17 protein-coding genes are annotated in these 15,258 nt (G+C 32.8%); 6 read left to right on the top strand and 11 right to left on the bottom strand.

Annotation, left to right across the window (positions count from 1 at the left end; translation table 11 throughout):
• Positions 1–35: 35 nt before the first annotated feature.
• The 3 genes from ERL59_RS02355 to ERL59_RS02345 all read right to left on the bottom strand — a co-directional run bounded on the left by ERL59_RS02355 (position 36) and on the right by ERL59_RS02345 (position 1,703).
• Positions 36–638, bottom strand: coding sequence for a TetR/AcrR family transcriptional regulator (locus ERL59_RS02355; protein ID WP_160644108.1), 603 nt, complete (start codon positions 636–638; stop codon positions 36–38).
• Positions 639–869: 231 nt separating this feature from the next.
• A complete protein-coding gene (locus ERL59_RS02350; protein WP_160644106.1) occupies positions 870–1,277 on the bottom strand; it encodes an RrF2 family transcriptional regulator in 408 nt (135 codons plus the stop codon).
• A gap of 63 nt (positions 1,278–1,340) precedes the next feature.
• Complete coding sequence (locus ERL59_RS02345) at positions 1,341–1,703, bottom strand: IDEAL domain-containing protein (RefSeq protein WP_160644105.1); 363 nt, start codon at positions 1,701–1,703, stop codon at positions 1,341–1,343.
• Positions 1,704–2,297: 594 nt separating this feature from the next.
• On the opposite strand from ERL59_RS02345, the gene ERL59_RS02340 reads away from it, so the two are divergent.
• The 6 genes from ERL59_RS02340 to ERL59_RS21520 all read left to right on the top strand — a co-directional run bounded on the left by ERL59_RS02340 (position 2,298) and on the right by ERL59_RS21520 (position 7,327).
• Positions 2,298–3,359 (top strand): amino acid ABC transporter substrate-binding protein, encoded by a 1,062-nt coding sequence (locus tag ERL59_RS02340; RefSeq protein ID WP_160644102.1) that lies wholly within the window; start codon positions 2,298–2,300, stop codon positions 3,357–3,359.
• A gap of 90 nt (positions 3,360–3,449) precedes the next feature.
• Positions 3,450–4,622: an amino acid ABC transporter permease gene (locus ERL59_RS02335; protein WP_160644100.1), complete on the top strand. Its 1,173-nt coding sequence runs from the start codon at positions 3,450–3,452 to the stop codon at positions 4,620–4,622.
• Positions 4,623–4,631: 9 nt separating this feature from the next.
• Entirely contained in the window at positions 4,632–5,837 is a 1,206-nt protein-coding gene (locus tag ERL59_RS02330; RefSeq protein ID WP_160644098.1) for an amino acid ABC transporter permease, read from the top strand.
• 62 nt (positions 5,838–5,899) lie between these two features.
• Positions 5,900–6,622 carry an amino acid ABC transporter ATP-binding protein gene (locus tag ERL59_RS02325; RefSeq protein WP_456236787.1) on the top strand — a complete coding sequence of 241 codons (723 nt, stop codon included), beginning with the start codon at positions 5,900–5,902 and terminating at the stop codon, positions 6,620–6,622.
• Between the two features lie 92 nt (positions 6,623–6,714).
• Complete coding sequence (locus ERL59_RS02320) at positions 6,715–7,062, top strand: hypothetical protein (protein WP_160644094.1); 348 nt, start codon at positions 6,715–6,717, stop codon at positions 7,060–7,062.
• Positions 7,063–7,186: 124 nt separating this feature from the next.
• Positions 7,187–7,327, top strand: a complete 141-nt coding sequence (locus tag ERL59_RS21520) for an IS3 family transposase (protein WP_407925670.1) — start codon at positions 7,187–7,189, stop codon at positions 7,325–7,327.
• Positions 7,328–7,444: 117 nt separating this feature from the next.
• Here the strand turns inward: ERL59_RS21520 and ERL59_RS02310 are convergent, their stop codons facing one another.
• The 8 genes from ERL59_RS02310 to sdaAB form a co-directional block, all read right to left on the bottom strand.
• The gene (locus ERL59_RS02310; RefSeq protein WP_160644090.1) at positions 7,445–7,969 is read right to left on the bottom strand and encodes a hypothetical protein; all 525 of its coding nucleotides are present in this window, start codon (positions 7,967–7,969) and stop codon (positions 7,445–7,447) included.
• A 3-nt stretch (positions 7,970–7,972) separates the two neighbouring features.
• Positions 7,973–8,428, bottom strand: a complete 456-nt coding sequence (locus tag ERL59_RS02305; RefSeq protein WP_160644088.1) for a hypothetical protein — start codon at positions 8,426–8,428, stop codon at positions 7,973–7,975.
• A gap of 147 nt (positions 8,429–8,575) precedes the next feature.
• A complete protein-coding gene (locus tag ERL59_RS02300) occupies positions 8,576–9,532 on the bottom strand; it encodes an L-threonine 3-dehydrogenase (RefSeq protein WP_160644086.1) in 957 nt (318 codons plus the stop codon).
• Positions 9,533–9,564: 32 nt separating this feature from the next.
• Positions 9,565–10,755 (bottom strand): glycine C-acetyltransferase, encoded by a 1,191-nt coding sequence (locus ERL59_RS02295; protein ID WP_160644084.1) that lies wholly within the window; start codon positions 10,753–10,755, stop codon positions 9,565–9,567.
• Positions 10,756–11,114: 359 nt separating this feature from the next.
• Positions 11,115–12,182 (bottom strand): M24 family metallopeptidase, encoded by a 1,068-nt coding sequence (locus tag ERL59_RS02290; protein WP_160644081.1) that lies wholly within the window; start codon positions 12,180–12,182, stop codon positions 11,115–11,117.
• Positions 12,183–12,198: 16 nt separating this feature from the next.
• On the bottom strand, positions 12,199–13,290 hold the full coding sequence (locus tag ERL59_RS02285; RefSeq protein WP_160644079.1) for a M24 family metallopeptidase: 1,092 nt from the start codon (positions 13,288–13,290) through the stop codon (positions 12,199–12,201).
• Between the two features lie 25 nt (positions 13,291–13,315).
• Complete coding sequence (gene sdaAA, locus ERL59_RS02280) at positions 13,316–14,203, bottom strand: L-serine ammonia-lyase, iron-sulfur-dependent, subunit alpha (RefSeq protein WP_160644077.1); 888 nt, start codon at positions 14,201–14,203, stop codon at positions 13,316–13,318.
• A 114-nt stretch (positions 14,204–14,317) separates the two neighbouring features.
• The gene (gene sdaAB / locus ERL59_RS02275) at positions 14,318–14,980 is read right to left on the bottom strand and encodes an L-serine ammonia-lyase, iron-sulfur-dependent subunit beta (RefSeq protein ID WP_160644075.1); all 663 of its coding nucleotides are present in this window, start codon (positions 14,978–14,980) and stop codon (positions 14,318–14,320) included.
• Between the last annotated feature and the right edge of the window lie 278 nt (positions 14,981–15,258).

The following is a 15,258-nucleotide window of genomic DNA, read 5'->3' as shown; positions in this document are numbered from 1 at the left end:
TAAAGTATTTGTTTTTTTATTTAATGTAATATACATTAACGTGGCTTGCTAGTAAGGATAAAATTATGAACTGCTTGTTCAACTAAAGGAATTAGATCTCCTTCTTCTTTCAAAAAATATCTTCCACTTGCAATGTGAACCACAATAATACCATGAAGCTGGTAATGTAAAAGTCTACTGTTTAAAATCAATTGGTTTTGATCCAAAGTTTTAAAATGGTTTGGGAAAAAGTCATTAAAAAGTAAATTGTATATATCAAATCTGAATTTGTCCCATTCATCAGAAAATACTTCTGAATAATCCGCTTTAAAACCCGTAGAAAAAAATTGCTTGTACAAATATACATTAGATAAACCAAACTGTAGGTGCAATTTACAAATATTCATTAACTTCTCTTTTGAATCTATATCATCACGTTTTAAAATTTCTTTTAAATCATACAATAATTTTTTCATTGGTGCTATAGCTAGTTTTTCTAAAATGTTTTTTTTGTCTTTGAAATGAAAATAAATAGTTGCATGAGAGCAATTTGCATTTTTACCTATCTCTCTAATTGTGACTTTTTCAAACCCTTTTTTTGAAAATAATTCCTCCGCTGCAATTAGAATACGTTGTCTAGTATGGATTTCAGTATCCAAGTTAGTTAGCCCCCTTCTATCTCCCAATATGAAAAATGACCTAAAACATTGTATATTAACTCTATCATAATACAATCATATAAAACTATCCATATAAATTTACTAGGTTTTATTTAATTTCACAATAAAACATAGCTGAAATCATATTATTTGAGGTTATTCATATAGGTAGGAAGTTACAACATACTCTTTGAAATAGTTACCAACTCATGCATGCTCTAGATTAAATAGTTAAGACTTCACTCTGTTTATAATATCTTCAATTGTGTATTGACTTAAAAACTCACAAAGTTGTTTCTCACCTTCTGAAAATATGCCATTTAACACAATTTGCATATTAGCTCCAATTAAACAATGTTCATTTTTTTTTGAACATTTAGGTTGTAAAGAACCTTCGGAGGTCATTTGATAAATATCTTTTAATGAAATTTCACTAGGATCTGTATTTAGAATGAATCCTCCTCCAGCACCTTCTTTTGATTTAATATAACCGTTTTTCCTAAGAATACTTAATACTTTCCGTATTCTAACTGGATGAACTGATGCACTTTCAGCGAGGCAATCACTAGTAGACATTTTATCAGGTAAAATCGAAAGATAAGCTAAGCTGTGTACAGCTAATGTAAATTCACTGTTCATTATAGTGCTCCTCCTTTGTTACACTGCTAATCTTATCGAGATGTTTTAGTGTTGTCAATCAAATTATATTCTATGATACCCTTCTCCTTTTGTAAGATTAATTTCTTCCAGGTTATTTAGTTTGTTATGAATTGATCTTAGTTCATGGAGCTGATTCGTATACTTTAAAAAATCATCTTCATTTTTTTCAATTAAAGCAATATCAATTAAATTTAAAATATTTCCCTCAAAATATAAATCAGATGGTTCCATAAAAGTTATTTTGTTTGATGGAATTTTAACCTTGCGATTTATTAAATAGGGGTTATCACTTTGTACAATATATATATTGGCCATTGTATCCTTTATTCGCTCTATATATCCAATGAAAAACTCATCTTCTTTGCTGACTCCTTTTACCCAGTCCCCTACATTAAATGATTTCATTATAAAACTCCCCTTTCAATGAGTTTAATTAAATACTGTAATAATTTAAATAACAGTTTAAAGAAAAAAAATTCTCTTGCAAATCTTTTTAATATACTGTAATTATAATCATTACAGAACTATTTTGTCAATGGTCACTTGACTAATTAAATAAATGAATAATATATTCTATTTACATTATATTTAATCATCTAAAATATAATATTTTTTAGTCAAAAAAATTGAATTGTTATTCCTTTATAAAATAATATCATTGTGTTCTTATATCTCTTATATTATAATAATTTAAACAAACTGTATGCTTATAAAATTACAGTATCATATTTTTCCAATTCAATATTTTTTTGCTATAAAATGTAAGCGCTTTAACACTAAAATATTACATTAACATCACGCAAATTGTCTTGTAAAATATGAATTACTGTATTATATTAGTATATAGAAGTGACATTCTTTATTCTATTTCTTTTCATTCAATGTAAGTATTATGTGAGTATTTTAAATAAATATTTATACATTTCACATAAAGTTTGAATGAAAGAAATATGATAAATCATAATGTTACTAAAAATATGTATTTATAGGGGGAAAAATATGAAAAAGAATATTTTGGTATTATTAAGCGTATTTTTATTAGCTTCTATTGCATTAGTTGGTTGTTCAAGTAGTGATGATGAAAGTGCTGAAACTCTATCAGTACTAGATCAAATTAAAGACCGTGGAACTTTAAATGCAGGTGTAAATGGTGAATTACCTGGTTTTAGTTATTTAGAAGACGGAGAATATGTTGGATTTGATGTTGATTTTGCTAAAGCTGTTGCTGCTGCAATATTAGGTGATGCAAATGCAGTTGAATTCTCACCTCTAACAGCTACAGAACGTTTTACAGCGCTTCAAACTGGAGCGATTGATTTATTATCTCGTAATACTACGTGGACCACAACTCGTGATGTAGAATTAGGATTAAACTTCGCGGGTATCACTTTCTATGATGGTCAAGGCATGATGGTAAGAGCAGATAGTGGTGTTAACTCCTTAACTGATATGGACGGGATGATTGTAGCGGTTGAAACAGGTACAACCACTGAATTAAACCTTGCTGACCAAATGGCTAAACTTAATGTAAGTTATGAGCCGCAAACGTTTGATAATCAAGAAGCTGCAATAGCCGCATTAGAAGCAGGTTCTGTAGATGCATTTACTACAGATAAATCAGGTTTAGTTTCAAGATTATCAACGATGGCAAATTCAAGTGAATATAAAATATTGGATGATACGATGTCTAAAGAACCATTAGGTCCAGTTGTTGCCGGTGGTGACGATAAAATGGCTGACTTAACTAGATGGGTGTTATTTGCTCTAATTCGAGCTGAAGAATTAGGTATTACTTCTGAGAATGTTGATTCTTTCTTAGATAGTACAGATCCAGTTATTCAAGATTTATTGGGAACAAAAAAAGGTGGTGTAGAAGAGGATAATCTCGGAAGCCAACTTGAAGTAAATGCTGACTTTGCTTATCAAGCAATTAAACAAGTAGGTAATTATGGTGAAATCTTTGAACGTCATTTAGGTAAAGGTACTGTATTCAACTTAGACCGTGGACTAAATGATATATACACAAATGGTGGACTACTGTACTCACCTCCATTCAAGTAAAACACATTTAGCTCTATACATTTTTAATAGGTCTGCTTACAGTTTATACTTTGAGCAGGCTTATTTTATACCATTGTGAGGTGACATTTAATGAAAAGGGAACAATCAACAGCAACACCATTTTGGAGAGATACGAGGATTATTCCAATACTATTGCAAATACTATTTGTGGTCGTCCTGGTCATCATTGGTTCTTTTCTTTTTAACAATGCTATGACTGGTTTGGACAAACTTAATATTAAATTTGGATTTGATTTTTTAAATAAGACAGCTGGTTTTGATATTGGTGACAAGTCAATTGAATATACACCACGGGATTCTTATTTGAGAGCTTATATGGTTGGAATCGTAAATACCATTAAAGTAGGCTTTGTAGGCATTATTATTGCAAGTATTGTTGGGGTTTTTGCAGGTATTTCACGATTATCTAACAACTGGTTATTAAGAAAAGTATCGACAGTATACGTTGAAATTTTTAGAAACACACCACTTTTAGTACAGATTTTTATATGGTATTTCGCCGTTATCCTCCCACTTCCAAAAATAGAAAGTGAACTAAATTTAGGACCTATATTTATAAGCAATCGTGGTACTGCAATACCTTGGTTTAATGCAACCTCTGGTTCAACTGTATGGATTATATTGTTTATTGTAGGTTTAATTGCAGCAGTTATCGTCCGTTCGCGATTAATAAATAAGCAAATTGAAACGGGGACTAACACACACTCTGGTTTGTGGTCTTTAACTGTATTCATTGGAACATTACTTGTTGCTTTGCTAATTACAAGAAGTGCTCCATTTATTTTTGATTACCCTAGTATAAATGGAAGATTGTACGAGGGCGGTTATATTCTGAAACCTGGTTTTCAAGCTATTCTAATTGCTTTAGTTGTGTATACTTCGGCTTATATAGCTGAAATTGTGCGTGGTGGAATCCAAGCTGTCTCTAAAGGACAAGTAGAAGCTTCAAAAGCACTTGGTTTGAAAAATAGTACTACAATGAGTAAAGTTATTTTCCCACAGGCAATAAGAATAATTATTCCCCCAGTAACAAGTCAATACCTTAATCTAATTAAAAATTCAAGTTTAGCTATGGCTGTTGGTTATCCTGATCTAGTTTATGTGAGCTCAACAGTGATTAACCAAGCAGGTCATTCGATTGAGAATATTACGTTAGTCATTCTAGTTTATTTAACTTTAAGCGTGATTACTTCTATTGCAATGAATATCTTCAATAAAAAATTTCAATTGGTGGAAAGGTAGGTACCAAATATGAGTGATCAGATGAACGTCAAACTACCTCAAAAAAGGGCTGAAACTCCTCCACCAAAAACTTCAGTCGGAGTGATTGGCTGGTTGAAAGAAAATTTATTTAGTAGCTGGCTAAATGCTATTCTAACCTTAATAATAGCAATAATCGTTTATTTTATTCTTAAGAGCGCTTTAACATGGGTGTTCATATCTGCTGAATGGGCAGTTATAGCAAATGAATTAAGATTTTTGTTAGTAGGGAGATATCCGGAAGAACAAGTGTGGAGAATATGGACACTCCTTCTATTCTTTCATGCATTACTTGGATTGTCATGGGGATTCGGTAAAGGTGTTATGAATAGTATCGCCTTTACCATTGGAGGATTATTATTTGTTTCCATGTTATTACCTTTTATTGAACTTTCAAGTCGCTTATGGATTATAGCTAATTTGGTGACATTACTTTCATTCTTTTATATCGGTCACAAGTTCCCCAAGGTGAAGAAAATTACTTATATTGGTTGGTTTCTTTCTTTTCCTTTCGTCATATTTTTTATCAACGGGCTTGGAATTTTACCGAATGTAAGTACAAACTTGTGGGGCGGATTTATGTTAAATATTCTTCTCGCTGTAGTTGCTATCCTATGCTCCTTCCCATTAGGTATTTTATTAGCTTTAGGTAGAAGAAGTGATTTACCAGTTATCAAATACTTTTGTATCATTTATATAGAAGTGATTCGTGGTATTCCTTTAATTACCGTATTATTCATGGCAAAGTTTATGCTCCCACTTTTCACTGGAGGTATCGAGGTGGATGAAGTTGTTGGAGCAATGGTAGCCTTAACCATGTTTAGCGCAGCTTATATGGCAGAAAATGTAAGAGGTGGATTACAATCATTACCTAGAGGACAATTTGAAGCTTCTCAAGCTTTAGGTTTAAACTCAACGTATATGATGATTTTTATCATATTACCACAAGCTTTAAAAGCTGTTATTCCAGCCATTGTAGGCCAATATATTGCTATATTTAAGGACACAACTCTCGTCTTAATTATTGGTTTATTAGATATTTTAGAAATTGGATTGTCAGTAATCGCTAAACCAGAATATATCGGTTTAGATATGGAAGTTCTCGTATTCGGTGCAGTTGTATTCTTTATCTTCTGTTATTTAATGGCTCATGTGAGTCGCAGACTAGAAAAATCACTCAGTGTAGGAAATCGTTAAGAGGAGGTCTCAATATGTTAGATGAAAAAAACTTACAAAAGCCACTAGAAGAACGTGAAGACATTATAGTCGTTAAGGATTTAAATAAATGGTACGGAAAACTCCATGTATTAAAAGATGTAGATGTTAACGTAAAACAAGGTGAAGTCGTTGTTATCTTAGGACCTTCTGGGTCAGGTAAATCAACATTCATAAGAACGATTAATGCACTGGAAGAATTTCAAAAAGGTGAAATTATCGTTGATGAAATTAACCTCTCTCACGATGTATCTAATATTGATGCGATACGAAAAGAAACAGGAATGGTATTTCAGCAATTTAATCTATTTCCACATATGACTATTCTTAAAAATATTACCCTAGCTCCAATATGGGTTCGTAAATGGAAACGTGAGAAAGCAGAAAAAGTTGCAATGGAATTATTAGAAAGAGTAGGAATTCCAGAACAAGCACATAAATACCCAGGTCAGCTTTCTGGAGGACAACAACAGCGTGTGGCTATAGCAAGAGCACTGGCAATGCAACCAAGAATCATGTTATTCGATGAACCTACCTCCGCATTAGACCCTGAAATGATTAAAGAGGTACTAGATGTTATGAAAACATTGGCTAAGTCAGGTATGACGATGTTAGTTGTCACTCATGAGATGAACTTTGCTCGAGAAGTTGCAGATCGTATTATCTTGTTCGATGAAGGAGAAATTATTGAACAAGGTACACCTGAAGAGTTATTTGATAATCCGAAACATGAACGTACAAAATTGTTCTTATCTCAAATTTTATAAAAAATTTTTAGCCCCCTCATATGATGATATGCTCCCCTAAAGGTAGACAGATTAAAAAATAAAATTCTGCTACTTAAAGGGGAGTATTTATTATGCCTAAAAGAAAAGCTTTCTCTGTAGAGGATAAACTTGAAATTTTAAAGTCGTTTGAGGAAGGTAAATATTCTTTAAATGAATTTTCTTATATTTGTAAGGTTTATAGAACCACATTTATGGATTGGAAACATAAATTTGATAAATATGGAACAGAAGGTCTCAAAGGATCTTGTAAGAAATATTCTCTCGAGTTAAAACTATCTATAGAGCTTTCTCCAGAAGTGAAAGCCAAACGTGGGATGAAGATGCTTGAAAAGAGAATGAACGATTACGAGTTGAGAAACGTATTCTTAAAAAAGTTAGAGGAGATCGAAAGGAGCGAAATTAAACAAGGTTCGATTTAAAGATAAATACATAGCCATTCTAGAACTCCATCGAAAGGAAGGCATCTCCATTACCTTGCTCTGTGAAATTGAAGGTGTTGCACGATCTGCATACTAAAATGGATGAATCGCACTTCTTCCCCTCATGCAAATACAAAACAAAGAAATTCTAATGACATCCCTTTATGAAAAAGTTAAGGGTATCTATGGTTACCGTCGTATGTTGTTGAACATGAATCGGAAATTTGGACAGAAATTCAATCATAAGCGTATTTATCGAAATTGAAAAAGAAGCTAAAATGTAATTTAAAAACTTATATAATTTTTTAGAGATTTAATTACATAGAAATTGCTCCAAACCTCTTAGAAATTGTAAAAAATAAAGAAGATCAGGAGCAATTATTTATTTTAAATCGGTAGTAACTATTGTTGATTCAATATGAAAATTATTACCATCAATACTTTCCTCAAATACAATAAGATGAATTGAACATACATTAACTTCATGTTGTATGCGTGGAATTACTTCTTCTACAATTCTAGTACGATCTACATCTGGCAGATTATTTGTACTAATTATTGTTTTAGTCTTACCTGGTACAATTGGAACTTTGAAGAAACCCCATATCGATCCATTAGCAGGACCATCTAATGAAAATCCTACTACTCCATTCAATTTATTAGTGTACGGATTATCAAATTGAACAGTGTACTCAATATCTCCCCCTACATTTTTGCATGATGTTAACTTTTGTTTAACACCATCTTCACTTTCAGTTGGCTGTATATTATTTAAAAAACTTTCAGGGTAGTCACTACGTTCTTTTAAATAAATTACTTCTATTCTATCAATATCTTCATTAATAAAATTGATAATACCAAATATGACGATTAATATTAAAATAAAAATTTTATAGAATAACCTCATAAATTATTCATATATAAACCACATACCATTATAATAATGCCATGGAGCACCGCCCTTTGTATATATGTCCGAATACCCACCATGGCATGAGTTAACTAATTCCAAAGCATCATCATACCAAGTCGTATATACAAAACCATCATCATCCGATCGTTTAGACATTAAACCACCAACACTTCCACACCCATTACTTCCAGCCACAAATCCATCTTTATGAATCTCTACGTATACATCAGAACAGTAATCACTGTTAGATGCATCACCAGATGTACTTGCATAATGCATACCTGACTCTGTGTCTACTTTATTATAAATTTTAAGACAATAAGTAGTCCTTTCTTGACTTATAGTTTCTCCATTTGAAACATTTGAAATTAACATTGATAGTAGTAAGAGAACTGTTACTGCAATTAAAATTATTTTTTTCTTGGCTAAAAATTTGTTTGAAATTAAATTCATAGTAATAAATCTCCTTATAGTATTATAGTCTATTAAGAATATCATATAATATTTTATGATAATTGACTAACTCTTTTTTAATCAAGCTGCCTTCTTCTCTCTCTGTTATATTATTCAGGACAAAAATCATGTGCTATATATTTATTTTCAAGAGAAAGACAACTGATTTTTATTTATCTTTTCAAGCATGTCTTTTGTCATTTTTCCAAGATCATATTCAATATGAAAACCCCATTCTTCTTTTGCGCAAGTTGCATCAATCGAATTTGGCCAACTTTCAGCAATGGATTGTTTTGTAGGATCTACTTTATAATCCATTACAAATGAAGGAATAAATTTTTTTATTTCTGCTCCAATATCTTCAGGAGCAATACTCATAGCTGTAACGTTAAAAGCATTTCTGTGTATAAGCTGGGATGAATCTGCTTCCATTAAGTCAATAATAGCTTGAATGGCATCTGGCATATACATCATATCCATATAAGTCCCTTTGTCAATGTATGAAGTGTAGCTTTGATTTTTTACTGAACTATAAAAAATCTCTACAGCGTAATCTGTAGTCCCGCCTCCTGGTAATGTACCGTAAGAAACCAGTCCAGGAAATCGCAATCCTCTTGTATCTACCCCAAACTTTTGAAAGTAATAATCACACAATAACTCGCCTGAGACCTTATTTACGCCGTACATCGTTGTAGGTCTTAAAATTGTATCTTGAGGCGTGAGGTTTGAGGGTGTGGTAGGTCCAAAAACGCCAATTGAACTTGGAGTGAAAAGTTGTAATTTCAACTCTTTAGAAACTTCTAGTGCGTTCATTAAACTTCCCATATTTAAGTTCCATGCAAGTAATGGCTTTTCCTCCGCTGTTGCTGACAATAAAGCAACTAAATGAATTAAAGTGTCAACTTCATACTTTTTCGCTATTTGATACATTTTTTGTTCATCTGTTACATCTAACAATTCAAATGGACCTGATGTTACCACTATACTATCATTTTTACGAATATCTGTTGCAATCACATTATCGGCTCCATAGAGTTTCCTTAATTTTAATACGAGTTCAGAGCCAATCTGACCTAACGCCCCAGTAATCAGAATTTTTTTCATCTATTTTCCTCCTTTGTAAGCGTATTTGAACTCTAGATCAAGTTCATTTCCTTGCCTACTTTTTCATAAACAGCCAGTGTTTGATCCAACATTTCTTTTGAATGTCCAGCTGTTGGCATATTTCGTACTCTTCCTGTTCCTTTTGGTACAGTTGGAAAAACAATGGATTTAGCATAAACACCTTCCTCATAAAGACGTTTGCTAAATTGTTGTGTTTGTAATTCATCTCCAATAATACAAGGAGTGATAGGAGTTTCACTTTTTCCAATATCAAAACCAAGTTTTGTTAACCCTTTTTTCAAGTATTCGCTATTTTCCCATAGCTTCTCCTGTAACTCAGTGCTATCTGATAAAATTTCGATGGATTTAATACTTGCTGCGATATCAGCTGGAGTCAGTGCAGTGGAAAATAAAAAAGGTCTGCTGCGTACTTTTAACCAATCTATAAGATCTTTTTTACCTGCTACATAACCACCTACTACACCTATGGCTTTTGATAGTGTACCGATTTGAAAATCAACTTTATCTGACAATTGAAAGTGTTTAACTGTTCCTGCTCCTTTTCCTAAAACTCCAGATCCATGTGCATCATCAACATAGGTGATTAAATCAAATTCTTCAGCGATTTCCACAATCTCTGGAAGTTTGGCTATATCTCCATCCATTGAAAAAACACCGTCTGTGATCACCATGATTTTATTATATAATCCAGATTCCTTTGCTTCTTTTGCTTTATTCCTTAAATCAAGCATATCGGAATGGTTAACTCTAATAATTTTTGCCTTAGATAAACGACAACCATCAATAATGGAGGCATGATTTAATTCATCAGACAAAATAGCATCATTTTTATCCATGACAGCTGATATGGCAGCCATATTGCAGTTAAAACCAGATTGATAAGCAATAGCAGCTTCAGTGTGTTTGAATTTGGCAATTTTATCTTCTAGTTCTAAATGTAATTTAAAAGTACCGTTTATAGTGCGGACTGCTCCTGCTCCCACGCCATATTCCTTAATTGCTTCAACCATCGCTTGTTTTAAACGTTCATCCGTTGCTAAACCCAAATAGTTGTTAGAAGATAAGTTAATGAGTTCTTTTCCATTAATTTTAATAACGGGTCCATTTGAGCTTTCAAGCGGATCTATTTCATTGTATAAACCCTTTTCTTTCAACTCATTCAAATTTAGCTTTAAAAAATCTTGTAAAACGTTACTTGACATACCTTGTACCTCCATCATCACTTCATTGTTATAATTTGTAATCTTCACAAAGACAATAATCCATGTATAGCGGACACCATGTTAGGTTTAAATAAAAGCGCTTTAACTCTTTATATATCAATGTTTTTATTAGCTTTATTATATACTATTATTTAATTTTTGTTTACCCTATATGGACATTTTAGTAAAAAAAATTGTAAATAGGGCTTGGGCTTCTATTAACCTTTTTAAATTTCATTATCATTATTTTGCTATTTATCTCTATTTTAAATACCAAAAAGACCTATAAATTTTTAAAATAAGGTCTTTAATGATATTATTTATTTTGTTATTTATGTAAAAATTAAAATATGGTGACATTAAAGTATAATTAATTCTTTTGGTGAATGAGTAAGTACTTCTTTTCCGTTTTCTGTAATGAGAACATCATCTTCAATACGAACCCCTCCAACCCCTGGTATATAAATACCTGGTTCCATAGTAGCAACCATACCTGATTTTAAGGTTAAAGAAGATTTTGGTGAAAGGAATGGCTCTTCCCACAAATTCAATCCAATGCCGTGACCTGCACTATTACCACAGTAAGGACCGTATCCTTTAATATTTATGTAATTTCTAGAAATTGCATCTAAATCTTTACCGTGAATGCCAGGTTGCATGGCCTCAACAGAGCGAACTTGAGCTTCCAGTACAATGTTATAAATATTGCGCATTTCGTCAGTTGGTGTTCCAACAGAAATTGTACGAGTGATATCTGAAATATATCCATTGTATACTGCTCCGAAATCTAAAGTGATCAATTCACCATTTTCAATCACCTTATCAGTAGCAACACCATGGGGCATCGCCCCCCGCGTACCTGATGCAATGATAATATCAAAAGAAGAACTACTTGCACCTAGTTGCCTCATACGATTTTCTAACTCGTTGGAAATTTCAAGTTCAGTTATACCCGGGCGAATAAAACCAAGTATATACTCAAACGCAGAATCTGCAATTTTTGCAGAGGATTTCAGCAATTCTATTTCTTGAGATGATTTGATCGTTCTGAACGATTCGATGACATCCTCTGTCGGAATCATTTCAGCATGGATAGCTTCATTGTATTTTGAATAAACACTAAATGTCATATCTTCCTGTTCAAATCCTAATCTTTTAATTCCTAAATTATTTATGACTTCAGGGACTTCAACAAATAATGAATTACGATCCTGGTATTTGATAACATCAAAGTTTTTAGTTTGAACTCGTGCCTGTTCTACATAACGGTAGTCCGTGAGAAAGATAGTATCAGTTTCAGTTATAAGTGCAATCCCCGCAGTTCCTGTAAAACCTGTAAAATAAAATCGATTTTGTGGATTTGTAATTAAAAAAGCATCTATGCCCAGATTAGATAACTGTGTACGTAATTGCTTAATCTTTTCCATAATCTCTCCTTTTCCCTTAAACTTCTAATGATTGTAACTCTTTTGGAAATGAAGACAATACATTTACCCCATCTTTTGTAACAACCACGTTATCTTCAATACGAACGCCCGCTAATTTAGGGTTATAAATACCTGGCTCGATTGTAAATGTCATCCCTTCACGAAGTAAACCTTCTGCTTTACTATGAACTGAAGGGTGTTCATGAATCTCCATCCCGAATCCGTGTCCCACACGATTAATAAAATACTGTCCATAACCTCTACTCTTAATCACTTCCCTAGCAGATATATCAACATTGGCAATTGGCTTATCAGGTTTCACTGACGTTATCGCTTGTAAATTTGCTTGTAATACCGCATCATAAATATCTTTAAGCTGATCATTTATTTGTCCAATAGCGAATGTTCTTGTTAGATCTGAAACATATCCGTCTAAAATTACTCCAAAATCAATCAATAAGAATTCACCTGTTTTAATTTTACGATTTCCTGGGTGACCATGTGGATGACCCGCTTTTTCACCTGCTAATACAATGCTTGAGAAAGAAGGACCTTGTGCTCCCAGTTTTTTTATTTGATATTCTAACTCTGCTACAACTTCCATCTCAGTTATGTTTAACTTTATTTTAGGAAGTGTTAAACGTAATGCTTCTTCTGTAATTTCAATCGCTTTTTTGATCTTCGAAATTTCCTCTTGACTTTTGGATAGACGCATTTCTTGAATCAGTTCATCTATCTCATGAATCTCACTAGCATTAGCTATATCAACCACAGCTTCATAACTTTTCACTGTAAGGTGGTTTTTCTCTAAACCTAATGTAGATATATTAGATGGTAAATAACGTTGTAGAACTTCATAAGCATTTTCAGCATCATCGTGTGAATATATTTTTTTTACACTAGATATAGTTTCAGCATTTTCTGCATCGAGCAAAGGAAGGAAAAGAAACGGGTCTTTCCCTTTTACTAAAACAAGTCCCATAAAACGTTCATGTGGATCAGTCAGGAAGCCAGTAAAGTAGTATACATTTTTAGGTTGCGTTATCAATAATACATCAATAGATTGCAGCTCCATATAATCAACTAATTTTTTAATTCTAATATCCATAATTCATAACTTCCCTTCTATTCCATCAATTGTTTTTATTTAGTGACACGCCAAAGATTTTTTCTTGTAATTCCTTACCTGTAGGTGTAGCTGCTAAACCACCTTGAGCAGTTTCTTTTAATGCAGTAGGCATATTTTGACCTATTTTATACATGGCATCAATGACTTCATCACAAGGAATGCGACTTGTAATACCTGCTAATGCCATATCTGCAGCAATCATTGCATTAGAAGCTCCCATTGCATTTCTTTTCACACAAGGTACTTCAACTAATCCTGCAACGGGATCACAAACTAAACCAAGCATATTTTTCAACGTAATCGCCATCGCTTCAGCTGATTGTTTTGGTTTACCTCCTGCCATCTCAACAATAGCTGCGGCAGCCATTCCAGCAGCTGACCCTACTTCAGCCTGACAACCTCCGGCAGCTCCTGAAATGGAAGCATTATTGGCTACAACAAATCCAAATGCTCCAGCCGTAAATAAAAATTCAATCATTTGCTCTCTGGAAGGATTTAATTTATTTTTCAAAGCAAATAATGTACCTGGAACAACACCCGCTGAACCTGCTGTAGGCGTAGCACATATCGTTCCCATAGCAGCATTAACTTCATTTGTGGCAACAGCTTTACTGACTGCATCTAGAATCATTTCACCAGATAAAAACTGGCCTCTTTGAATGTACTTTTGCAATAGAACAGCATCTCCGCCTGTTAAACCAGAAAATGAATGGACTCCAGTTAATCCTTTTGCTACTGCTCTTTCCATAACGTCTAAATTTTGTCCCATTTGCGATAGTACTTCTTCATATGTTTTTTCTTTTATTTCCATTTCTTGCTCAATCATTACTTGAGAAATTTTTATGTTTTTACTTTCTGCTAATTGAACAAGTTCTGCTACATTACGAAACATTGTTGAACTGCCTCCTTTCTTTTTAAATTTATTCAAAGATCAACTGAAACTAATATCTTTATATTCATAACTTTTAAATGATTTCTTAAAGTATTTTTCCCTACAGGAGGATCATCAATCTACAATTTTAGTCACCTGTAATATATTGGGCAATAAAGATAAATCATCCAATACAGATTGATCAATATTCTGATCTACCTCTATTGTCATTAATGCCAGTTTCCCTCTTTCTTTTCTGGACACTTCCATATGGCCAATATTAATTTGATGTTTTGCTAATAAGTTAGCAACCGCGGCTATAGCACCATATTTATCGTTATGTGCAATTAAAATGGCTGGGTGATTTCCTGACAACTTTAGTTCAAAACCGTTCAACTCTGTAATTTCAATCTTTCCACCACCTATGGAAATACCAACTAATTCAAGTTGACCAGCATCATCTCCAATCTTAACTCTAGCAGTATTGGGATGATCTGTTACTGCGTCTTCTTCACTAAAAGTAACGTTTATTCCTAACTGATGTGCTATAGCAAGTGCAGATTTAATCCGTTCATCAAAAGTATCAAAATCTAAAATACCTCCAATAATTGCAACGTCAGTACCATGCCCTTTATATGTCTTAGCAAAAGAGCCATAAAATGATATTGTAATCCACTTTGGCTGTCTGCCAAATAAACTACGAGCAACCTTCCCGATCCTGGCAGCACCAGCCGTATGAGAACTAGATGGACCAATCATCACAGGTCCGATAATATCAAACACACTTTTATATTTCAAAATTAAATCCTCCTTTCCTTTTAAAAACTATATTTATTTAAATAGTTCATCCTTTTATCATTTGAATTTACACTAAGTATTCGCTTACACCTCTGGTAAGATAGATGTGAATTTTCTGTGTATTTTACACCCTAAGAATATCATAAGAACATTGTAATGGGAACAAGGAAGTTTACTCATTTGTATGAATAAATATTTCCTTTAAAAAAATGAATATTATTATAATAACCAAATAAAAAAACTGAAATTGATACACCTCTGTGCTTGCAACTTAAAAC

The organism is Chengkuizengella marina, from assembly GCF_009910845.1.
Taxonomy (GTDB): domain Bacteria; phylum Bacillota; class Bacilli; order Paenibacillales; family KCTC-33759; genus Chengkuizengella; species Chengkuizengella marina.
The sequence above is the reverse complement of the archived record's forward strand: the minus strand, read 5'-3'. Positions and strand labels throughout refer to the sequence as shown.